16 protein-coding genes, 2 tRNA genes and 2 pseudogenes are annotated in these 22,110 nt (G+C 35.7%); 10 read left to right on the top strand and 10 right to left on the bottom strand.

The annotated features are described in order from the left end of the window. Positions 1–718: 718 nt before the first annotated feature. The 5 genes and pseudogenes from rpmG to ACKC4Y_RS03355 form a co-directional block, all read left to right on the top strand. A complete protein-coding gene (gene rpmG, locus ACKC4Y_RS03375) occupies positions 719–886 on the top strand; it encodes a 50S ribosomal protein L33 (protein WP_004864083.1) in 168 nt (55 codons plus the stop codon). Positions 887–1,307: 421 nt separating this feature from the next. After that, positions 1,308–1,871 (top strand): thermonuclease family protein, encoded by a 564-nt coding sequence (locus ACKC4Y_RS03370; RefSeq protein ID WP_409361963.1) that lies wholly within the window; start codon positions 1,308–1,310, stop codon positions 1,869–1,871. Positions 1,872–1,916: 45 nt separating this feature from the next. After that, positions 1,917–2,552, top strand: a complete 636-nt coding sequence (locus tag ACKC4Y_RS03365) for a uracil-DNA glycosylase family protein (RefSeq protein WP_409361962.1) — start codon at positions 1,917–1,919, stop codon at positions 2,550–2,552. 22 nt (positions 2,553–2,574) lie between these two features. Continuing rightward, on the top strand, positions 2,575–3,066 hold the full coding sequence (locus tag ACKC4Y_RS03360) for an Lrp/AsnC family transcriptional regulator (RefSeq protein ID WP_409361961.1): 492 nt from the start codon (positions 2,575–2,577) through the stop codon (positions 3,064–3,066). Positions 3,067–3,368: 302 nt separating this feature from the next. Then, positions 3,369–3,809, top strand: a pseudogene (locus tag ACKC4Y_RS03355) (integrase); the annotation flags it as partial. A 24-nt stretch (positions 3,810–3,833) separates the two neighbouring features. Here the strand turns inward: ACKC4Y_RS03355 and cobT are convergent. The 3 genes from cobT to glpD form a co-directional block, all read right to left on the bottom strand. Beyond that, positions 3,834–4,826 (bottom strand): nicotinate-nucleotide--dimethylbenzimidazole phosphoribosyltransferase, encoded by a 993-nt coding sequence (gene cobT, locus ACKC4Y_RS03350; protein ID WP_409361960.1) that lies wholly within the window; start codon positions 4,824–4,826, stop codon positions 3,834–3,836. Between the two features lie 351 nt (positions 4,827–5,177). Then, entirely contained in the window at positions 5,178–6,158 is a 981-nt protein-coding gene (dusA, locus tag ACKC4Y_RS03345) for a tRNA dihydrouridine(20/20a) synthase DusA (protein ID WP_409361959.1), read from the bottom strand. A gap of 483 nt (positions 6,159–6,641) precedes the next feature. Next, the gene (glpD, locus tag ACKC4Y_RS03340) at positions 6,642–8,174 is read right to left on the bottom strand and encodes a glycerol-3-phosphate dehydrogenase (RefSeq protein ID WP_409361958.1); all 1,533 of its coding nucleotides are present in this window, start codon (positions 8,172–8,174) and stop codon (positions 6,642–6,644) included. A gap of 296 nt (positions 8,175–8,470) precedes the next feature. On the opposite strand from glpD, the gene ACKC4Y_RS03335 reads away from it, so the two are divergent. From ACKC4Y_RS03335 to ACKC4Y_RS03320, 4 genes are all read left to right on the top strand, one after another. Further along, positions 8,471–9,340: a DsbA family protein gene (locus tag ACKC4Y_RS03335; RefSeq protein ID WP_409361957.1), complete on the top strand. Its 870-nt coding sequence runs from the start codon at positions 8,471–8,473 to the stop codon at positions 9,338–9,340. A 255-nt stretch (positions 9,341–9,595) separates the two neighbouring features. Further along, positions 9,596–10,087, top strand: a complete 492-nt coding sequence (gene accB, locus ACKC4Y_RS03330; protein ID WP_409361956.1) for an acetyl-CoA carboxylase biotin carboxyl carrier protein — start codon at positions 9,596–9,598, stop codon at positions 10,085–10,087. Positions 10,088–10,101: 14 nt separating this feature from the next. Then, positions 10,102–11,460: an acetyl-CoA carboxylase biotin carboxylase subunit gene (accC, locus tag ACKC4Y_RS03325; RefSeq protein WP_409361955.1), complete on the top strand. Its 1,359-nt coding sequence runs from the start codon at positions 10,102–10,104 to the stop codon at positions 11,458–11,460. Positions 11,461–11,667: 207 nt separating this feature from the next. Further along, positions 11,668–11,743: transfer RNA gene (locus tag ACKC4Y_RS03320), tRNA-Thr, on the top strand. Between the two features lie 88 nt (positions 11,744–11,831). On the opposite strand, the pseudogene ACKC4Y_RS03315 reads toward ACKC4Y_RS03320, so the two are convergent. The 4 genes and pseudogenes from ACKC4Y_RS03315 to ilvA all read right to left on the bottom strand — a co-directional run bounded on the left by ACKC4Y_RS03315 (position 11,832) and on the right by ilvA (position 16,518). Continuing rightward, positions 11,832–12,208 (bottom strand): annotated as a pseudogene (locus ACKC4Y_RS03315) (XRE family transcriptional regulator). A gap of 786 nt (positions 12,209–12,994) precedes the next feature. Then, on the bottom strand, positions 12,995–14,407 hold the full coding sequence (locus ACKC4Y_RS03310; RefSeq protein WP_409362138.1) for a DEAD/DEAH box helicase: 1,413 nt from the start codon (positions 14,405–14,407) through the stop codon (positions 12,995–12,997). Positions 14,408–14,686: 279 nt separating this feature from the next. Next, entirely contained in the window at positions 14,687–15,217 is a 531-nt protein-coding gene (locus ACKC4Y_RS03305; protein WP_409361954.1) for a hypothetical protein, read from the bottom strand. Positions 15,218–15,252: 35 nt separating this feature from the next. Further along, complete coding sequence (gene ilvA / locus ACKC4Y_RS03300) at positions 15,253–16,518, bottom strand: threonine ammonia-lyase IlvA (RefSeq protein ID WP_409361953.1); 1,266 nt, start codon at positions 16,516–16,518, stop codon at positions 15,253–15,255. A gap of 157 nt (positions 16,519–16,675) precedes the next feature. Here ilvA and ACKC4Y_RS03295 point away from each other — a divergent pair. Further along, positions 16,676–16,761: transfer RNA gene (locus tag ACKC4Y_RS03295), tRNA-Leu, on the top strand. 330 nt (positions 16,762–17,091) lie between these two features. On the opposite strand, the gene ACKC4Y_RS03290 is transcribed toward ACKC4Y_RS03295, so the two are convergent. The 3 genes from ACKC4Y_RS03290 to ACKC4Y_RS03280 all read right to left on the bottom strand — a co-directional run bounded on the left by ACKC4Y_RS03290 (position 17,092) and on the right by ACKC4Y_RS03280 (position 21,535). Continuing rightward, complete coding sequence (locus tag ACKC4Y_RS03290; protein ID WP_409361952.1) at positions 17,092–18,105, bottom strand: outer membrane protein; 1,014 nt, start codon at positions 18,103–18,105, stop codon at positions 17,092–17,094. Between the two features lie 797 nt (positions 18,106–18,902). Next, on the bottom strand, positions 18,903–19,175 hold the full coding sequence (locus ACKC4Y_RS03285) for a hypothetical protein (RefSeq protein WP_409361951.1): 273 nt from the start codon (positions 19,173–19,175) through the stop codon (positions 18,903–18,905). Beyond that, the gene (locus ACKC4Y_RS03280; protein WP_409361950.1) at positions 19,172–21,535 is read right to left on the bottom strand and encodes a mechanosensitive ion channel family protein; all 2,364 of its coding nucleotides are present in this window, start codon (positions 21,533–21,535) and stop codon (positions 19,172–19,174) included. Before ACKC4Y_RS03280 ends, ACKC4Y_RS03285 begins: the two co-directional genes overlap by 4 nt. Positions 21,536–22,110: the final 575 nt, after the last annotated feature.

Genomic DNA, 22,110 nt, shown 5'->3' with positions numbered 1-22,110 from the left:
TTTTTTCACGTTCTCACCTCAAAGGCAGCAGTATTTTTTTATAGTTCTGTCCAAATAGGGATATTTATTTTTATGCCATCTTAGTTTAACCCATTGGATATAATAAAATAAGACAAAAAAATTATGACAACATTTGTAAATAATGTTTACTCTTAATTCCTATCAAAAATGAACAAGTCCACAAAGAATTGACTCCATCGCTTTATGGGCTACGTATCCTAAACTTTATTGAAATTTTTATTTTACCTTGGATAACCAGACCGCAATGGATTTTTCTGTTTGCTCTCTTTTTCTTCGAGAGCATCTTTTCTGGCCTTTCTATAGTCTAGCTTGCACAGTCAAGAACATACACCGAAGAGCACAAGCTTGCTACTGCCAATCCTACCTTTATCTTTTGCTATATTTATTCTTGTTATTTTGTCGCTGCTTTAATAATTTTGCTTCCTATTATCGAGTTGGCAAAAGAAATCAGTATACTCATCAGACCGACCCCGTATTGGCCAAGCAATAGGATATCTTTAAACCATTTGGTTTTCAGCTACGATGGCTTGTTTTTTGCCTTAAATATTGTTTTGGTAATTGTCTAACGCATGATAAAATTAATCGGCTCTTGACTTTTTTTAGAACATCCGTAGTGTTGCGAAAGAATCTCATGGCATCTGAAATAGATTCTGAGAGTAAAATGATATCGTTTTCAGTGTAAATAGGACTCTTAATTATGGCTAAGGCAGCAACCATTAAGATCAAGCTTTTGTCAACTGCAGACACTGGTTTTTTTTATGTGACAAAGAAAAACAGTCGTACAATGACAGATAAGATGAGCAAACGTAAATACGATCCAGTTGTAAAAAAGCACGTCGAATTTAAAGAGACAAAAATAAAGTAATTAATTTACATTATTTAAACGATAACTCCTATTGCCGAGAGTAAATGCAAATTGAATTGCTCTTTAAAGTTGTTTTTAGGGGATTATTGTTTGTTTTTTTAATTTAAAAATGTAGGTGATTAAAGAATATAAGGCGATAGTGTATCTGTGTTTTTATATTTTATCATAAACTTGTACAGAATGAAAAGAAGTTGAGTTATTTGTTTTAATGCTTTTCTGTATTCTGATTATGAGTATCATCATGATATTTATTTTTGATGTGTTGATGATATCGAATCAAGAATAAAGTGAATTGGATACACAAAAATTCTTCTATTCTAATGAAGGGTAGTTTTTTGTTAAAGTAATGGAAACTTAGTGCAAAATTTATAAGCGAATCCTCTCTAAATTAAGCTTATCATGGTCGTAGCTTTTTGATTTTATGAAAAAAAAATCTCATTTTGATCTAAGAAACTTTAACCTAAAGATTGTAATATATTTTAGTATTCTTATCGCTGCTACCATTCTTATCATTACAACAGTTTATTTTAAGCAGATTCAAACACACCCTCAAAAAGGAGTTTTTGTTTCTAAGGAATCTATCAAAGGAAATGCAACCATTATTGATGGTGATTCAATCATGATTTCTTCTAGCATGATTCGGCTTTCAGGAATTGATGCTCCTGAACTCCATCAATTTTGTGGTACAAAAAAAGCACGCTACCCCTGCGGACTTGACGCAAAAAAATATTTAGAACGACTTATAGCAAACCAGCTTGTTACATGTCATTGGTATAAAAAAGATAAATATCGCCGCATTCTTGCGACATGTAAAACAAAGCAAGTCAGCAACATCAACGCAACAATTGTACATAATGGTTGGGCTGTAAGTTACCATGACTATCCTCAAGAAGAACAAGAAGCCAGAAAGAAAAAAAAGGGAATATGGCGGTCAAGTTTTCAACAACCGAGAGAATGGCGAAAAATGCATCCTCGAACAGAATAAAGTATTTTCTTTTTTGTAACCTATTCTTTAATTTCCTATTTGCAGATGAAAAAACAACAGCGTAGTCAAATCCTCAAACTTGAGAAAAAAATTTATTCCTGTCGTGTTTGTATCAAGAATCCACATTACCTTCCTCCTCTTCTACATGAACCAAACCCTGTGGTTTATTTATCGAGTACCGCTTCAATAGCAATCGCAGGTCAAGCGCCAGGGCTGCGTGTACATGAAAGTTCCATTCCTTTTAATGATCGTTCTGGAGAAAGATTACGCTACTGGCTCAATGTAACACGTGATGAATTTTATAATAAGTCTCTATTTGCTATTGTTCCTATGGGATTTTGTTTTCCAGGTTATGATCAAAATAAATCTGATTTGCCACCAAGGCGTGAATGTCGAGAAATATGGCACGAAAAGGTATTTCAAGCCATGCCGCAAATAAAACTTGTTCTTGCTATTGGCAGTTATGCGCAAAAATGGCATATTACAGAGTTAAAACATAAAACTGTCTCAGCAACCATCCATGATTGGAAAAACATTCTCTCCATACGTCAACCTCGAGGCTATAATGTCATGCCTTTACCCCATCCATCATGGCGAAACACTTCTTGGTTACAGAAAAATCTATGGTTTAATGATGAGCTGATTGTGTATCTGCGCAGTTTAGTGCGTAAATTTTTATAAACTGAATATTGAGAAAAAAACCATGGATCGTCTTGATCGAAAAATTTTGCATCTTTTGCAAGAAAATGCGACACTCTCTGTCGCTGATATCGCTAAAAGAGTTGGGCTTTCTACCACGCCTTGTTGGCGCAGAATTCAAAAACTTGAAGAAGATGGTGTTATTCAACGCCGTGTCGCTGTTCTTTCTCCAGAAAAAGTAAATGCACACGTTACTGTTTTTGTTTCTATTCGCACAAATACACACAGCCACGAATGGTTTAAGCGCTTTTCCAAAATTGTACAAGAATTTCGTGAAGTGATTGAATTTTATCGGATGAGTGGAGATATTGACTATTTATTACGTGTCGTTGTTCCCGATATTGAAGCTTATGATCTTTTTTACAAAAAATTAATTGCTAAAATTGATATTCGTGATGTTTCATCTTCTTTCGCGATGGAGCAGATTAAATACACAACGGAACTACCACTCAACTATATAAAACTGCACGAAAAAACAAGTGAACAAAATTCTTAAAGATTTTTAGTCTTTATAACCACGCTATCATTCTTTTAAACAATAAAATTATTTTATTCTGACAACAGCTTGATTTTAATGATAATGCATTGTTTGTAACTTGAGTGAGAATTCCAAATATCTTGGGATTCTCTCATTTCAAATCTCTTTATCTTGAATCAATCAAAATCATTCGCTTGTGCGTCACAAGCGAGGCTGACGTGTGGGTAAAATACTTAAAGAAAGGAATTCTTATAAACTGTTTCAATGCAGGAGCTGTCGTCACATTGGGGACTGGCAAATATAATGATGGTGCTCAATAGATTTATCATTATACCATTCACGAGTAGCGTCTTAAAATGGGCTTTGGGTGCTTTAAGAAATGTTTCTTTAAAACAAGCCCGTGATATATGTAACACAATGGCGTTTTCTTTTACATAAGGGATGTGCCCCCATTAAAAAACGTGAGAAAAAGCGCGGGGCAATATGTAATCTCCATTGTTAAAAAGACATTGCTGTGGATGCATTTGAAAGCCTTAAAACCGAATTAAAAATGATGGTAAAGATGGAAACTGGTTTCTACATTTACGCCTTCATATTCTCCTCAAATTAGACTGTATCCCTGTTTTAGAAATCACTCAAATAGATATATGCAACATGCTCGTCCCAATCTGGCATACAAAAGATGAGTGGCTTGTGTTGTACAGAACCGTCTTAATATTTATCTCAAACATGCTGCTGCGCTAGGTTTGGATGTTGATTTATAGGTAATAGAAAAAACAAAAACTTTATTGTTCGAACGCCGCCATTTGTGCATGCGTTAAAACAGCTGCTTTCACAATACCAGCCGCCATAGCCGCACCTGTCCCTTCACCAACACGCATACCCAGATCTAGGAGTGGTTCTTTATTAATTTTTTCTAAAAGCTTGCGATGCGCTGGTTCAGAGGAAACGTGCCCAACAAGAGTATGATCAAGAACTCTTGGATGCATTTTATAAAGTACTGCTGCTGCTGCTGTTGCTACGAAACCATCCAAAATAACCGGTATTTTTTCCATTCTTGCAGCTAAAATGGCACCTACCATAGCAGCTATTTCACGCCCTCCTAAGCAACGCATTATTTGAAAAGGATCATTAAAATGATGCTTATGTAAAGAAACAGCGGTCTTAACAGCAGCTATTTTACGCTGATAAAATTTTTTCTCAGCCTCTATCTCACTTCCTATCCATTCCTCAACTTCTCCACCAAACAATGCTAAACATAAAGCTGAAGCTATCGTCGTATTTCCAATTCCCATTTCACCGACACACAAGAGATCTGTTCCACCAGCAATAGATTCCATTCCAAATGCCATTGTAGCAGCAGCGCTGCGCTCATCCATTGCTGCATCTTTGGTAATATTCATTGTTGGATATTCCAAAGCCAAATCAAATATCTTCAATCCAAGATCATATGCTATGCAAATTTGATTGATAGCAGCACCACCAACTGCAAAATTTTGTACCATCTTTTGTGTTATAGATTGCGGAAATGGTGTAATGTTTTCCTCTGTGATGCCATGGTTGCCAGAAAAAATAGCGACCAATGGCCGCGTTACGATAGGCTTTTCTGTACCTCGCCATCCTGCATACCAAACCGCTATATCTCCCAATTTTCCTAGCGCCCCTTTCTCCTTTGTTAAACTTGTTTGCCGTTTTTTTGCCAAAATTATAGAAAACTCATCAGCAACAGGTAAATTTGTGAGTAAAGCACGAAAATCATCAAACGGACTAACGGTCATGAACATACCTTTTTAAATCTATAATATGCAGTAAGAATCTTGTCATATAAACAGGATATGAATAATTTGTTGTTTTTTTTAAGTATTGTTTTGAACACGAAATATCATTAACGGAAAATTTTGCACTAACTAACTGTTTTTATTAACTTATAGATAAAAAGTATTCTGAAATACATTATCCTATTTCAATATTTGATGATTATGCCCTTTAACATGTGCTCCAGCATCCTTTCTACAAGAAAGGCGGTAACTTTCTGAAATCCTCAAACTTGAATTGCTTCAAAAGTTTTCTTAAGAAGAAAAACTTTAGCAAATCTAAACTTTGCTATCGGTTGATATGATAAAATGTTGCTAAGTGAGTGCAGCAAAAGCTTCTTTTAAAACATGCACGTCTACATCCCTTTTTGTTGCATCATTTGATAATATTTGTCGCCATCGACGTGCTCCATCTCGACCATGAAACAAGCCAACCATATGACGCGTTACATGAGAAAGCCTCCCTCCTAATGCGATATGTTTGGTAGCATAATCACACATGGCTTCAATAAGATCAGCATCGTTAAGATCACTCTGCGACTCACCATATATTTCAGAATCAATATGCTTCAATAAAATTGGATCATGATAAACTTGGCGGCCAATCATGACAGCATCACATAAAGTCAAATGCTCTTTAATCTCATCAATCGATTTAATTCCACCATTTATCCCAATGAATTTATCAGGATATTTACCTTTTAATTTATAAACTCTTTCATAATTAAGTGGAGGAATATCACGATTTTCCTTTGGACTTAATCCTTTTAACCAAGCTTTACGTGCATGAACCCATAGTGCATCACCCCCAGCATTCCAAACTTGATCAGCTAAAAGATCTAAAGCCAATTCTTCATCCTGCTCGTCCACCCCAACACGACATTTAACAGTTACAGAGAGTGTAACAACTTGTTTCATCGCTTCCACAGCATTTGCTACAATGTCTGGACGTAGCATCAAACAAGCACCAAATGTGCCAGATTGAACGCGATTTGACGGACAACCAACATTGAGATTTATCTCATCATAACCAAAATCTTCTGCAATTCGCGCGGCCTCTGCTAATTTTTGCGGATCTGAACCTCCTAATTGCAACGCAATTGGATGTTCTTTATCATTCAAAGATAACAGTTGTTTTCGAACACCATGGATTACAGCATCTGCTACAATCATTTCTGTATAAAGGAGTGCCTTTTTTGTTAAAAGACGATAAAAAAATCTACAATGTCGATCTGTCCAGCCCAACATTGGTGCTACTGCAAATTTTACTGGTGAAGGAGGATTATAAAATATCATAGGAGGATTACTCTTATATCTCCCTTAAGGCTTGCCACGGATACATACCAATACTCGCTTTTCTAATTCATAGAAAAAGTTTTTTCTCTTTTACAATCAATTGGGAGTATAGATATATGTGCTACATCCAATTGTTCTTTCAAATTGATTTGAAATTTTGCTAAAATAAATAAAATCAGAAAATATCATGTTCCTCATGAAACGACTTCTGGATATATAATTACGCAATCAACTTTATAAAATAGTAAACAATAACTAAAAAAATGAATTTGAATGACGCTCTTATCCACTCATACTGTCTTTAAAGCTGATTCTGGCATTATTTAGTAAAACATTTAAGATCTTTATAGTCTTATAAACAAAAGATCAAAGTATTACACTATTCACGCCATTATGGGGCTTTATTTCTTTTCAGTATTTTTCAACTTAATACATGAATAAATGCCATAATAAATCGTTATAAATTCTGTAAAGAGTTTGTCATCATAAACTTTGTGTGATCTCTTTTTTGTTTTCCATATAGGCAGAAAGAATATCAACTTCTTCTTTATTAAACAAAAGCCCAAGTTTTGAACGGCGCCATAATACATCTTCACATGTCGTAGCCCATTCTTTTTCCATTAACCATTTTACTTCTACTTCATAAAGCCCATGTCCAAAGTCTTTCCCTTTATCGGCCTTACCATTTGCAAATATCATCAGCGCCTCCGAACCATAAGACCGAGCAAGTCTACGGTATGTAAAAGCATCTAAATCTGGAATCAAAAGAGCGATCTTTGTTTCAATTGTATCCAATCTATTATATGGAAAATCCCCCCCAGGGAGCGTTGAGTTTCTTGTCCACGCTGCTCCCTTTTTACCAAGAGCTTTTTCAATAAAATTCATCGCATCTTCAGCTAATTTGCGGTAAGTTGTAATCTTACCACCATAAAGATTAAGAATCCGTGGCAAACTTTCTGTACCCATCTCCCTCAGAACGTAATCACGCGTAATTTCTTGTGCTTTTGAAGCTCCATCATCATAAAGTGGACGCACACCAGAGTAAGCCCAGACAATATTCTCACGTAACACCGGCTGTATGAAATATTCACTCGCTGCTGTGCAGATATAATCAATCTCAGTATCCGTAATATGAACATTAGCAGGATCACCTTGATAATCACAATCTGTTGTTCCAAGCAATGTAAACTCTTCTTGATACGGAATAGAGAAAATAATACGTCCATCACCGTTTTGAAAAATATAAGCACGATCATGAGCATAAAGTTTGGGAACCAGAATATGAGAACCTTTAACAAGTCGTACTGGTGGATGCTCTTTACAATTTAATACATCTGCCAAAATATGATTAATCCAAGGACCAGTCATATTTGCAACATAAGAAGCTGTAACGCAATATTCTTTGCCTGTTAACTTATCTTGAAGAATCATAAGCCATTTTTTTTCTTCTCTCTTTAAAGACAGCACCTCTGTCTGTACTTTTATATCTGCTCCCCGTTTTTCTGCATCGCGTGCATTAGCAATTACCAAACGGGCATCATCTACTCTTGCATCAGAATATTCAAAACCTTTATGGTACTCTTCCTTAAGTATAGAGCTAAAATTTTTTGAAAAATTAACTGTTTTACTGCGCCACAGTTTTTGATTCCAGTTACCGAGATAATCATAAATGAAAAGTCCAAAACGTAACATCCAAGCAGGACGCAATTTTTTATGATAAGGGAGGATAAAACGCAAAGGACGCACAATATGTGGAGCCATACGCCAAATGATCTCACGTTCTTTCAAAGCTTCACGAACAAGTCTAAACTCATAATGTTCAAGATAACGAAGACCACCATGGATAAGCTTTGTTGATGCACTTGATGTTCCTGATGCAAGATCATTCATTTCAGCCAATCCTACTTTAAATCCGCGTCCAGCTGCATCTCTTGCCAATCCACATCCGTTTATTCCTCCACCAATAATAAACAGGTCATAATGCGTTATGGTTTTCATAATTTCACTTTTCATCATTCAATTTAACTTGTTCCACAGTGCTCAATAAAGCAACAGCAAAAAGTCAATACAAATGCTTTCTATTGGATTGTTAATGTGCTTTCTTCTGTAGTAAATAAGTAAGCTTCAGCTACCATAAAAACATAATCACCATAAAATATGCGTTACATGAAATCTTCTTATAGAAAAGAAAAAAATTGATATTTTTTCCGCAACTCACTAGATTTAAAACATAGTTAATTGCTTTGTTTCATATACGCAATACTTTTTATAAAGTTGAAACAACATCACAAAAAAAACATAAAGGTATACAGATGCTCTATCAACCTCAACATAAAAAAACAACGCTCAGTGCAAAATTTTCAGCAACAGTTATGTTGAGTATTTTTATCTGCTTTTCTCTATCAGATGCAAAATCAAGTGAGAAAACACCAAATTATTTGAGCTCAGAAAACCTTAAAATACAACTTTTGGAAGACCTCGCCTTTTTAACTAAGCTTAGAGAAAAAATTACACCACGTATCGACGATCAAGATATTCGGAAGATCATAAGAGAATATTTGCTTACTCATCCAGAAATTATGATTGAAATGCAGCTTATCCTTCAAGAAAAACTGGAAAAGCAAAGCGAACAAAAAGCTCAAGAACAAGCTTCCATTATCAATTCATTGAAAAAGAAAATTTTTCACTCCCCTCATGATGCTGTTTTGGGAAATCCAAATGGTAAAAGAGTGCTCGTTGATTTTTTTGATTACAATTGTGGATATTGTAAAATCTCCTATCCATACATAGAGAACTTAATAAAAGAACACTCCGACCTACGGGTTATTATTAAAGATTTACCAATTTTGGGATCTGATTCTATGGCGGCACATGCTGTTGCCTATGCTTTTCGAAAACAATTTCCAGAGAAATATCCTCAATTTCACAAAGCGCTTTTAACGCATCCGAGTCGTGCAAATGAAGCCCAAGCTATAAAAATAGCAGTTTCATTAGGAGCAAATGAAAAAAAGCTGCGCAATGCAATAAAAAATCCTAACTTGCGGGAATCCTTTAAAGAAAATATTGATATTGCCTCTCAACTCAATATCACGGGAACGCCTTCTTACATCATTGATGATAAAGTCCTTATCGGAGCTGTGACCGAAGATATTCTAAAAGAAGCTATAGAAAATATGCAGTGAATATCTTTTCTTTCACCACTAACTTTATAAAGAATACCGTAAATTAGATGATTTTATGCTTTCTCTTTTTTAATAACAGGCTTATAAGTACAATTGCTCGTAGCAGACACTGGTTTTAAATTGCAAAGTATAATTCTGAAAAAACTAAACAGCCTTTAATAGAAGCTTTCTTAAAAGTGCATCCCTAGTCTAGAGATATTAAGTCATAAAAATTAAATAATGACGATCTTCATTGATCAAGGAGTTAGAAATAAAATGGCAACAAAAAAAGTGGACGCGGAAAGACATACCGCAATCAATACGAAAATTATCCGCGATCTTGCTGAAATTTTGAATGATACAAATTTAACAAATATTGAACTTGAACAGGGCGGACTTCGTATTTGTGTATCACGTCAAAATATCTCCACTGCTTCCGAACAAACAATCTACGCCCCCATTTCCACCCCTACTGTTTCCGTAGCTTCTCCTCCAGTTCCAATAACTGAAACTCCTACGCAAGAAGATAAAACAAAAAATGCTATAACATCTCCAATGGTTGGTACTGCGTATCTTGCACCTTCACCAGGTGCACAATTTTTTGTAGAGGTAGGGCAAAATGTTTCTGAAGGACAAACGCTACTTATCATTGAAGCAATGAAAACGATGAATCAAATTCCATCGCCACGCTCAGGCACGGTGACAAGTATTTTTGTTAAAGATGGCCAGCCCGTTGAGTTTGGTGAACCACTTATTGTTGTTGAATAAAGCGAGGAGCCACTATGATTCGGAAAGTCCTCATTGCTAATCGGGGAGAAATTGCTCTTCGCGTTTTGCGCGCCTGTAAAGAACTTGGAATAAAAACCGTAGCTGTTCACTCAACTGCTGACGCTGATGCAATGCATGTTCGTCTTGCAGACGAAAGTGTCTGTATTGGTCCTCCCCCAGCCCGTGATTCTTATTTGAGTGTTCAACAAATTATTGCTGCGTGCGAGATCACAGGAGCTGATGCTGTTCATCCAGGCTATGGCTTTCTTTCTGAAAATGCAAAATTTGCAGATGTTCTAGAAGCCCATGATATTACATTTATTGGCCCAACGGCTGCTCATATTCGAATTATGGGTGACAAAATCGAAGCAAAGAAAACTGCTCAAAAACTTGGAATTCCTGTAGTCCCAGGTTCAAATGGAGCAGTCACTGAAGAAGCAGAGGCTTTACGTACTGCGAGTGAAATTGGTTATCCCGTTATTATTAAAGCTTCTGCTGGTGGTGGTGGACGTGGCATGAAAGTCGTCCATTCTGAGCAAGAGTTTGCTCTAGCTCTCAAAACAACCCGTTCAGAAGCGGCAGCGGCTTTTGGTGATGATGCAGTTTATATCGAGAAATATTTAGAAAAACCACGCCATATTGAAATTCAAATTATAGGTGATGGAGCAGGGAATGCCATCCATTTAGGAGAACGCGATTGTTCACTTCAACGACGTCATCAAAAAATATGGGAAGAAGCGACTTCACCTGCGCTTAATGAAACTGAACGGAAAAAAATCGGCGATATTGTTGCAAATGCCTGTGCACAACTTGGATATCGTGGAGCAGGCACCATTGAGTTTCTTTATGAAAATGGCGAATTCTACTTTATAGAGATGAATACGCGTTTACAAGTTGAGCATCCTATCACTGAAGCAATTACAGGCATAGATTTAGTCCATGAGCAAATTCATATTGCTTCAGGCTGTAGTCTTTCAGTTGCACAAGATGATATCTGTTTCTCTGGCCATGCTATTGAATGTCGCATCAATGCGGAAGATCCTGTTAACTTTACACCTTCACCAGGAACCATTACGCATTTTCATACACCGGGAGGTTTAGGAATTCGTGTTGATTCAGGTGCGTATTCAGGTTATCGCATTCCACCTTATTATGATAGCATGATTGGGAAGCTGATTGTTCATGGACGTACACGTTTAGAATGCATGATGCGTTTACGACGTGCTTTAGATGAATTTGTGGTTGATGGCATCAAAACTACATTGCCTCTCTTTCGCGATCTCATTAACAATCAAGATGTTGCAGATGGTAATTATAATATCCACTGGCTAGAAAAATATCTTTCTAATCAATCTGCTCCTTCTGATTCGTAATCTGATAACGAAACAGAGGGTTCTTATTAACACTGCCACTCAATATTAACATGTGAATAATATCCAATATTTCTAAAAAAGATGGTAAGAAAATAAGGAAGCCGATTATTTTTACAATTTACGATATAGGTTTTTAAAAATGTATACAAAAACTGACAATTTTCTATTTTCCTTTTTGTGAGTTTGTGCTACTTCCTACTTGGTTATGCCCTTATAGCTCAGTTGGTAGAGCACCTGATTTGTAATCAGGGGGTCGGGAGTTCGAGTCTCTCTGGGGGCACCATGCTTTTTTTATCAAAAATAATTTATTGATTTTCCATATATTTTTTAAAATGAGGGATGCGTGGATAAAAGTGAGGGAATAGGATTTTCTAACATTTCTCTATAAAGCACGCTTCGCACAATGTTTCTAATGTTTCTTTGAAGTCTGCTAACGCTTCTTGATGTAAGCCATCTAAAAGTCTCATAAACGCAACAACAGTTTCACGCCTCAACGGATCAGAAGTCTTGATTGTAAAACTTTTGCGATAAGCATAAGCTGCTTTTCTTAAGAGTAAAGCCTTCTCTTGATCTAAAGCATAGAGTTCAATTACCTTTTCTTCCAGTCCTACAGGAACAGATCTTTTGCCAATTTCTACAGAAGATAAAAATGATACAGATATGTCTAATTTCTTAGCCATATCTATAATAGACATTCGGAGTGATCAAGGCGAAGTTTTCGTAAGGTTTTACCAAATGGTGTTAGCATTAAAAAAATTCTTTCAGAACAATAATCATTTCATTGTGATTCCAACAAAAATCCTCAGATTTTTTCTCTAATTATTACAAATCATGGATTTTTTTTGGTTTTTTTAAGCATTTTGAGAAAGATTTAGAGAAACTAACTCTTTGAGAACCACTGTTCAAATGTGCAAAGATATTCTCGAGTGCGTCCATGAGACGAGCAAAATCGATAATAAACATAAAGACAATGAATGCTAACCACTTCATGAAGCATGACATCATCTTCAAACCTTGGTAGGTCTCAATCATCTCGTGAAGCAGCTGTTATTCTTTTTCCGTGAGATCTTGATCTTTGTTGCTTCGTTTCTTGACCATCTTTCCAACCACATAAATGTGCTCCATGCTTGTTATGATTCAAAATATCTCTTACGAGGTTGGAACTGATAACCGAAACATCTTGCTTATCCAAAGAAATTGGCAACTAACCATCACGAAAAAACGGATCACTATTCGTATCATCCTGCCAAGTTCTTTCACCTACCAAAACATTTATCTCTGTCTTAAAACTTGATCACAATGTTGAACTGGACTGTATTTACATTGCAAAAATTCCCGATAAAAAGTGACAAAGATATCCGCAACCATCTTCACAACCGATATGTGAGATCATCCGTCTATTTGCCGTATCAACATGATTGCCGGAATACTTGGAAGAGGCACTTTCTTGAATGTTTGTCTTGCTCTCGTTCAAACTAAAAAAGTCAGAAAGAGGAAAATATTCTGAGCTTACAATCTCATCTAAATATTTTACTCAAGCTGCCTTCTTCACTGTCTTACGGAAACGAAAGGATTTTGTACGTTTTTCTGCTGCTTTTGCTTTTTCGTGTTTTTCATTTGAAGGTGAAGAATTTCTCCTCTGTGACTGTGCAGCATTATCTTTGCGCCCCCCAAAATGCTTCTGAGGTTTAGATTTTCTAAAATGAATTTTCTTACTATTTTCTTTGTCTCTACTTTCTGGCACAATTGGCTTTTCTGGAAATTCTGCAAACTGTTCTGGAACGACTTCAGGCACTAATCTCATACGAATTAAGCGCTCTACAGCACGCAACCGCGCCCGCTCTACCCCTTCATCAAAAAGTGTGAGTGCGTTGCCAGATTCACCATTGCGTCCTGTGCGACCGATGCGATGTACATAGCTTTCAGCTTCATCTGGTAAATCATAATTAATAACGTGGCTTATTCCTGTTACATCAATACCGCGCGCTGCAATATCTGTTGCAACAAGAATCCGTACTGATCTTTCCCGAAAAGCTCTTAATGCATGCTGCCGCGCACTGTGTGATTTATTTCCATGAATTGTTGCAACAGAATACCCTATCTTTGCTAAATTACGTGTAACAGCATCAGCACCATGTTTAGTTCGAGTAAAGACAATAACCAAAGTGAAAGCCGGATTGGTCAAAAGTTGAGCTAAAACATTCTTTTTTTCACGCGTAGGAACGCAATATAACTTTTGAATAATTTCCGCAGCGGTAGTTCCTTGAGGAGCAACTTCTACTCTCACAGGATCCTTGAGGAGACATTTTGCAAGTGTGGTAATTTCTTTCGGCATTGTCGCAGAAAATAGTGCTGTCTGACGCTCTTTATGCAAAAGTTTTGCAATTTGCCGAACATCATTAATAAAGCCCATATCTAACATACGATCTGCTTCATCGAGAACCAAAAAACGAGATTGAGAAAGATCAATACATTTTGCACGAACAAGGTCCATTAAACGCCCTGGTGTTGCTATTAAAACATCCACACCTGCTTCCATACGTTTAATTTGTTTAAAACGCGATACCCCACCTAAAATGAGGCAGGTGGAAAGATGCGTTCCTTTTGCTGCAGTACGAATTGTTTCATCAATCTGAACAGCGAGTTCACGTGTAGGAGCCAAAATCAAAGCGCGCGCAGTTCTAGGACAACGTTTATCACCTAAAGCTAAAACTTGACTTAGAACAGGTAAACCAAATGCCAAAGTTTTTCCAGAGCCTGTTTGTGCAATACCTAAAATATCATGCCCTTTCAGCATCATTGGAATAGCTTGTTCTTGAATAGGTTTAGGTTTATTCATACCAGCAATAAGTAAGTTTTTAACCAAAAGAGCAGGCAACCCCAATTCTGTGAAGACGTTTTCTCTATTTAAATTCAAAATAAAATCTTTCCTCAGCCCAATAACTATAAACAAGTATTAAGCCGAACCGTGTTATTCAAGAATCCGCGCAAGAGAAATCTTGATATTACAAATCTATGAAGCAACGCTTGAAAGAGCGATTTGCGCACCCAATGAACACCTTAAAATCAAGGAGAAAGGTGCAAAATTCTATTCTACAAAGAGCTAATTAACCAGCCCAAACACCTTTTCCCATACTATCGTTCGATTACAATAAAAAATCAAGTACTTTATGAAATCTATTTATAATTGGATATCATTGATAATGAAAAACAATAATATAACCACTTATTTCTTGATGATTGTTTCCTTCGGTAAATGCACCTCATTAAAATCAGGATAAATCTCAAGAAAGACCGGATTTTGTACAGTTTTCTGACCACCATAAATTAAATACCATTGTGTTTTGTCAAAAATCGCCAAAGTTTTATACTGAATGATACGATCATGTGTCTCGAGCAGCGTTGGAATTAAAGCATAAAAAGTGCCGTTATCAGTTTGCAGATAATCTATATTCGCTTCATCTAAGCGATAAGCGCCTGTAGGCAAATTCTCAAATTGAACACGCAGCTGTTTAAGAAAATTTTCACGTAAATTATCCTCTGTCGTATTCAATCGGCGTGCCATTTCTTTATAAAGCCGACTGGGCATATAAGTAGAAAGAGACACAAAATTTCCATTTTTCACTGCATGATTAACATCAACAATAAGATTCGAAAGTTCAGCTTTTTCTGCTGTCGTTGGCTCAGATGCTAAACTTTGTTTGCCAGCATAAAAAAACAAAAATAGACCTAGTATAGAATAAAAAATAGACTTCATTTTTATAGCTCTTGTTTCAAATAAATTTTAGCTTCTCAGATGACAAAATCAAATAATGTTTGATCGTCAGTAATATCACGATAGCGCCAACCTAATGCTTGGAATTTTTCTTCTAAGAGGCAAAAATTATTGTATTTTTTTGTTTCAATTGCAATTAAAACAGAACCAAAGCTTCTGGATGATTTTTTGAAATATTCAAAGCGCACAATATCATCATCTGGAGAAAGTTGAGCAAGAAAATTACGTAGTGCACCAGGATGTTGTGGAAAACTAAAAATAAAATATTTTCTCAATCCCTGAAAACGCAAAGAACGCTCTTTAATGTCTGGCAAACGCTCAAAATCAAAATTACCTCCTGAAATAACGAGAAGAATTTTTTTACCTTTCAACTCTTGAGAAGAAAGACTATTAAGGGCATCAATTGATAAAGCACCTGCTGGTTCAAGAACCACACCTTCAACATTAAGCATTTCAACCATTGTAGAACAAACACGATTTTCAGGAACTGTAATAACAGAATCTGGTGAAAATCGCTTCAGCATTGTATAATTTAACGCACCAATTTCAGCCACAGCAGCACCATCTACAAATGTATCAATATTTTCAAGTTTGACACGTTTTCCACTCTTCAAACAAGCAAGCAAACTTGCAGCTCTTTGCGGCTCAACAAAACGAATCTCTGTTTTCCAACCATAGTCATGTAAAAACTTGCTTACGCCACTAGCCAAACCACCTCCGCCTACGGGCAAAATGATCAAATCTGGCTCACTTTCCCCATTGAGTTTTTTCCATTGCAAAACAGCCTCGCATAGAACTGTCGCCTGCCCCGTAATAATACGAATATCATCAAAAGGTGGTGCCATCACACCACCACTTTCAGCAGCGAAAGATTGTGCAGCCGCATAACATTGATCAAATGTTTCACCAACTAAACGAATATCAATAAACTCTTTACCAAAAATGCGCGTCTTATCAATTTTTTGTTGCGGAGTTGTCACAGGCATAAAAATCACGCCTTTGCGCTTAAAATAGCGGCAAACAAAAGAAACACCTTGCGCATGATTACCAGCTGATGCACAAACGAATGCAGCATCTTGAGATATCTCACCAAGCATTTCTGAAACAAAATTAAAAGCGCCACGAATCTTATATGAGCGTACTGGTGTTAAATCTTCACGTTTCAAATAAATTTCTGCATCATATTTTTGACTCAGAAAATCATTTCTTTGAAGTGGTGTTTCAGCAAACACATTATGCAAAGCCGTTGTAGCTCTGCTTACATCTTGAATAAATTTACTCATAACACCGTCATTTTATGTTTCGTTAATATCGTATGGGTTTCTTCTAACTATAAAGGTAACTATTGTCAGCCAAAAATTTATCAAAGAATGAAAAGTTACCTTCTTATCATTAATTCTTGATTCAGTAAAAAATATAGCTTATGAGAAAGCTCTTATCGCGGACGTGATGAAATCGGTAAACATAGCAGACTTAAAATCTGCCGGTCAAAGACCTTGCGGGTTCAAGTCCCGCCGTCCGCACCATTACACACAAGTTTCTCCTTATTTCAGACAAATTAGGAATTAAATAGGCTATCTTTTGTAACGCTGTAATAAGCATTGTAAAGTGGATTTGTGATTATACAAAATTACGAATCAGAGTTTTTTCTGAACTTGTGTTTTAGTCATGCAAATAATCCTAAGACGCTTTATTCTAAAAAATAGAAGTTTCAGCGACGTTTCTTCATTTCATCATAATCATTAAAAATCAATAGCTTCCTTTACATCATAAAAACAGTACTTTACAGTGTATCCGATAAAAAACAAAGGCCCCATCAAAAGAAGGGCCTTTTAATAATTTAATCTTGCAAAAATTTAGAATTTGTAAGCAACACCAAAACGAAAATTATTCGTCTTATAGTCAAGCTCAATCTCTTCTCCGAATTTCTTTTTACCAAAATCTGAATAACGATATTCTGCACGCGCAATAATCTTATCTGTCATCGCAAAGTCAATACCACCACCAAGAGTATAACCAATCATTGTTCGAGTATCATCTGATGTAGCATTAAAGGGCTCTTGTCCTGTAATTGATATCGACAAAATATCTTGAAACTTCCCATAAACGACACCACCAGAAATATAAGGCATTATACGACCCGAAGAAAAACCAACACGTATCCGTGTCGCACCAACCCATTTTTCTTTTAAAGTATGAGAAAAAGTCATACTGTCTTTTTCTGTTCCTCCTGCCTCTCTATAATTTCTTGTAGCTGGCCAAGAAACTTTATTTGCCCCACTTCTCAGTCTCTTTGACCTCATCTGTTTTGCATGTTCCTCAGTTCCACTTCCTGGTCCTTTTCCACCCTCTGGTTCTTTTCCACCCTCTGGTTCTTTTCCACTCCCTGGTTCTGTTCCACTCCCTGGTTCTGTTCCACCACTCTCTGGTTCTGTTCCACCTCCAACTTCACCAGAATCATCATAATGAACGACAGTTTTTGTATCCTTTCGTCCAGAAAGAATTATATCTGTATCAATACCCAAAATAAAATTATTGCCAAGATCTATATTTGTACCAGCATAAATACCACCTACAAAACCAGAAAGTTCTGGCAGATGCTTTTTCTCAACTGGTACCCACTTTTTATTTTTACTATCCTCATCAGGAAAGAGAGGAATATTAACGTCACGAGTAGTTGCAGAAAGCTTACTTGAAAAACCACCAACTTGGCCTCCGAAATAAAACCCTTCCCAAGAAAAAGGGGGAGAAACAACAGCTGGTGCAACAACATGCTCTGACTGATCAGAAGCCACCACATCTGCTGCTTGCACTACAGAAGCTGAAAAGAAAGCAAAAGCAGATACTGCTAATAAATAGTTCGTATTCATAAAATTATATCCCCTTGCTATTGTTTAAACATAATACAAAATAATCACATTTAGAAAAACAAAGCGCTATAATATGCTACAAATTTACTACACTCTCTATATACTCCATATAACTATTAAAGCTTTAGGATTAGAAGGTAATATTAATCAATTTTTATATTTTATCAATAAGTAATACTTAAAAATATAAAAACTTATACACAAAAACTACCATGTTAGTTTTTAAAATAATAAGACTATTAGGTTTTGTCATCCAATTGTCACACCAAAGTCCTACAATGAGATTATGAAACGACTTTTTTCATGAAACATCACAAGAAATATTTCAGATTACTTTCTTTATAATCGCTATTTATCAAATTTTAATATGATAGATAATCTATTTAATAAGTATGTATTTCTCTTACTTTTTAAAAGTAAAAAAATAAGATTAAAAATTACCATCACAAAGCATTAAACTATAAAATAATAAACATGTATGTTTTTTAAATATATAAACGTAAAAAGAAACGATTAATACCATTTCCTATTAAGAACTTACCATTTATTAATATAAAAAGCTAAAAACTTATTCTAAATATTTAAATTTTGTTTATTCTAAATACATATTTTATTTTCTGTAGATATGAAGAAAATCCCGCTTACCCAATACTCAATGCCAAACTTAATGCTAAATCTCACACCGATATCATACGCTTTTACCAAAAAAACTTTTAATCATGATATTATCAACTATTCGAAAACGATACCAAAGTTCTTTCAATTCCTCCCTAATCACAAAAAAATCTTAAAACATCTTATTTAAAAATTGCTCTATCCTCATTGATTTCTATATTATCTTCTGCCGTTACAGCAAAACGGTCTTTATTGGGAAAGGTAATAAAACACCCCTTCATACAAACTGTAACTGTTTGATTATTATTCAACGAAATATTTGAAGATGTACTACCTTCAGCAATGATTATCGACTGTACTTTTAAATCAGTATTCTTCACAGTCGCAGCAAAAGCTGGCATTGACACAACATCCAACAGTGCAACTGCAATAAAAATATAAACACATTTCCTCATTCTAGGATTCCTTCCTTAGCAAGACGCTTATATAATACAAAGCGAAGACTATTAATCACCTTAGAAGGTGAAGTGATGTTAGGCACGTAGATAGCCAAGGTAAATGAGAAGCTTTTGCTATCGAATGCATTAAAACTCACCTGTGGCGCAGGATTTTTTAAAACCCCCTCTGTTGCTAAAGCAATCTCCAGCAAAATTTCAATAACACGTTCTGGAGTGATATTGGGTGAAACAGTAACAGGTATATCAACCCGTCCTATTTTGTTATTTCTAGTCCAGTTACTTACATTATTGTTAATAAGGGTTGAATTAGGAATAATAATTGTTTTTCGCTGAAACGTTTCAAGTTCGGTTGCGCGCACACTGATACGTTTGACAATACCACCTACTGATCCAGATTCTACGTAATCACCTAATTTAAACGGTCTTCCAACCAAAATAATAAGCCCAGATACAAAATTTTGAACGATATTCTGTAAACCAAAACCTATGCCAAGAGAAAGCCCACCGGCAATAAGTGCAAAATTTCTGAGATCCAATCCTGCCATTGACAATCCTATCAAGGCAGATACAACAACACCCCCATAGCTTATAACCGTTTTGATAGAATTACGTACACCAGAATCAAATTCCCCATTCGCCAACACCGTGCCATCCAACCAACCGATAAATCGGCGGATAAGGAACAAACAGACAAAAAAAACAACGATTCCTGTTACAATGGAAATCAAAGAAATAGACACATTTCCAATTTGAAAACCAGTAAACAACTGCCATAATACTGCTTTCAAGTCAGAATACGCAAATCCGAACTGCACAATAATAGGCATTGCACAAAACACGACAACTGCTAAATTGAGGAAAACGCTAATAACAATCCCCAATTGATTCATTGTTTTTTCTTCCAAATGCAACCATTGCATCAAAATACGACCAACGCTCGTTTTCATAAATTGGCCTTTAGCCCCAAGCGCTTGAGCGCTTTGTATCCCCAAATACATGAGAACCAAAAATGCCCCACTAATTACAATTTGCTGCATAATAAAACGAGCCAAACCAACATAACCCCAAAAATCCATCACGATAAGCAATAATCCCAATAAAATGAGGGGAATGCGTATATAAAATGGCCAAAGCAACAACTTTCCTTTTTCCTCTTGAGAACGCCCACGTCTGAAACGCAAAGGCACAAATGAAATTATAAAAAGCAATATTGCTACCAGCAAAACAGCGATAAAACTTTTTGCAATTGTTAAGGAAAGAGAGGCTAAAACCGCTTGATAAACACTATCAAGAACAGCATCAAATGCCAAAACTCCACCTAAAAAAGTAAGCAAAATAACCAATTGATATGCTGGCGACGATGCAATATTGAGAAGGCGCACATGCGGCATATTTGATGATAAAAGAACAACTGCTAAACGATTTATCAAAAAAACCAAACTTATTTGACTTCCAACCGTATGAAATACCGTTGTAAGTTTTCCTGGATTCAAGTTAAAATTATCAAACAAAAAAAATACGAGATAAACGCAAACAACACACACAAGCGAAGGTAGAAGAATTGAAATAAAAGCAATCAATAAGCGTTGTAAATAAGATACTTCCTCATTACACTTTGTAGCATGACAGTACACACGAACAAGAGCTTTACGAGAAAAATAAGAAAGACCTAAAGCAACAAAAAACGGAATCAAGAAGGAAAGAAATAGCTGTAAAGGCTTTAAATAAAATACAAAATTCCACCAAGAACTGAAAAGAAAAAGAAAATTAGATGAAGCCTCTTTGGTTTTATCAATGATATGTTTAACAAATGATATTGAAAAATCAAACCTGTAGGTAAGCTTGCGTTTAAAAAGTTCTCGAGACTGAGAAAGAGCAAGTTCGGCTATTCTATTTGTAGCTAAAAAGATTTCTTCAAGCTTGCGTACAGTACCATTAATCTTAGTTCTTTGTTCTATCAGACTAGAGCGCTCCTTATTTTGACTTTTCAATTTTTTTTGATCATCATGGAGCTCTGTCAACTTATCAAGAAGTGCGTTAATATCATTAAGAGGAGTACGAAAAATGAATGCTGCATCTATAGCACGTCTGCCGATATCTCGCGCCCGCAACCTTAGTTCTGACAGAGCACTTTCATCTTCTGATTCGCTTTCAAAGTCTTTTTCTAAAGCTTCTGTATCTTGTTCAAGTTTCTTAATAATTGACTGTTGTTGTTGAATAATTTTATCAATTGAGCGTGTAGTTATCGATTCTCCGATTATTTCATCTTGTGCAAAACACCCTCCCCCTGCACAAGAGCTCGATACAACGATAATCCCAACAAGAATGCATAATTTTTTTTTAAAAAATGAATACATATTTGCCTTAGGTATAAAATGAGGAATAGCCTTTTCTAAAAATATGACATGAGACAAATATTTTCAACTTTTGTAGAATAATTTTATAAAAGCTTCCCCTTATTCTAGAATACTGATAAGAGAAGCAGAATACAGTAATTTGAAATTAAATAAGACAAAGAGGGCACTCTAGTATGTTTTTTTTGCACCTTTCTTGCAAAAAAGAAAAATTTTTCCCTTTTACGACTTGGCTTTTGCTATCTAGCTTTGGCACATTGTTAACGAGTAGCTTAGGAGTGTATGCTCTTTTGGTTGCACGAATAAACGTCAAAAATGTAATGATAACTAACGCATTTGGTTTAGAGAGCAATTTTGATCAATTAAATATTATAACATCTGCCAGAAAAAAGTTTGTGACATTCCATACAAATTATGTTTTGCCTTTCACTACTCTTCAAAACGTTCTCCTATTGAATATATTTTTCATAATTGCCATAGTTATTTGCCAACAACTCCATAATTTTCAAATACAATGTTTTGCAAACAAACGTGCTCCTCCTCTTGCTTGAACTATGAAATTATCATTCTATCTTACT

The organism is Bartonella heixiaziensis (assembly GCF_046245125.2).
In the GTDB taxonomy this organism is placed as follows: domain Bacteria; phylum Pseudomonadota; class Alphaproteobacteria; order Rhizobiales; family Rhizobiaceae; genus Bartonella; species Bartonella heixiaziensis.
The sequence above is the reverse complement of the archived record's forward strand: the minus strand, read 5'-3'. Positions and strand labels throughout refer to the sequence as shown.

Bases quoted from the DNA above. Each gene is read 5' to 3' on its own strand.
- rpmG (WP_004864083.1), top strand. From the start codon at position 719: ATGGCTAAGGCAGCAACCATTAAGATCAAGCTTTTGTCAACTGCAGAC.
- ACKC4Y_RS03370 (WP_409361963.1), top strand. From the start codon at position 1,308: ATGAAAAAAAAATCTCATTTTGATCTAAGAAACTTTAACCTAAAGATT.
- ACKC4Y_RS03365 (WP_409361962.1), top strand. From the start codon at position 1,917: ATGAAAAAACAACAGCGTAGTCAAATCCTCAAACTTGAGAAAAAAATT.
- ACKC4Y_RS03360 (WP_409361961.1), top strand. From the start codon at position 2,575: ATGGATCGTCTTGATCGAAAAATTTTGCATCTTTTGCAAGAAAATGCG.
- cobT (WP_409361960.1), bottom strand. From the start codon at position 4,826: ATGACCGTTAGTCCGTTTGATGATTTTCGTGCTTTACTCACAAATTTA.
- dusA (WP_409361959.1), bottom strand. From the start codon at position 6,158: ATGATATTTTATAATCCTCCTTCACCAGTAAAATTTGCAGTAGCACCA.
- glpD (WP_409361958.1), bottom strand. From the start codon at position 8,174: ATGATGAAAAGTGAAATTATGAAAACCATAACGCATTATGACCTGTTT.
- ACKC4Y_RS03335 (WP_409361957.1), top strand. From the start codon at position 8,471: ATGCTCTATCAACCTCAACATAAAAAAACAACGCTCAGTGCAAAATTT.
- accB (WP_409361956.1), top strand. From the start codon at position 9,596: ATGGCAACAAAAAAAGTGGACGCGGAAAGACATACCGCAATCAATACG.
- accC (WP_409361955.1), top strand. From the start codon at position 10,102: ATGATTCGGAAAGTCCTCATTGCTAATCGGGGAGAAATTGCTCTTCGC.
- ACKC4Y_RS03305 (WP_409361954.1), bottom strand. From the start codon at position 15,217: ATGAAGTCTATTTTTTATTCTATACTAGGTCTATTTTTGTTTTTTTAT.
- ilvA (WP_409361953.1), bottom strand. From the start codon at position 16,518: ATGAGTAAATTTATTCAAGATGTAAGCAGAGCTACAACGGCTTTGCAT.
- ACKC4Y_RS03290 (WP_409361952.1), bottom strand. From the start codon at position 18,105: ATGAATACGAACTATTTATTAGCAGTATCTGCTTTTGCTTTCTTTTCA.
- ACKC4Y_RS03285 (WP_409361951.1), bottom strand. From the start codon at position 19,175: ATGAGGAAATGTGTTTATATTTTTATTGCAGTTGCACTGTTGGATGTT.
- ACKC4Y_RS03280 (WP_409361950.1), bottom strand. From the start codon at position 21,535: ATGTATTCATTTTTTAAAAAAAAATTATGCATTCTTGTTGGGATTATC.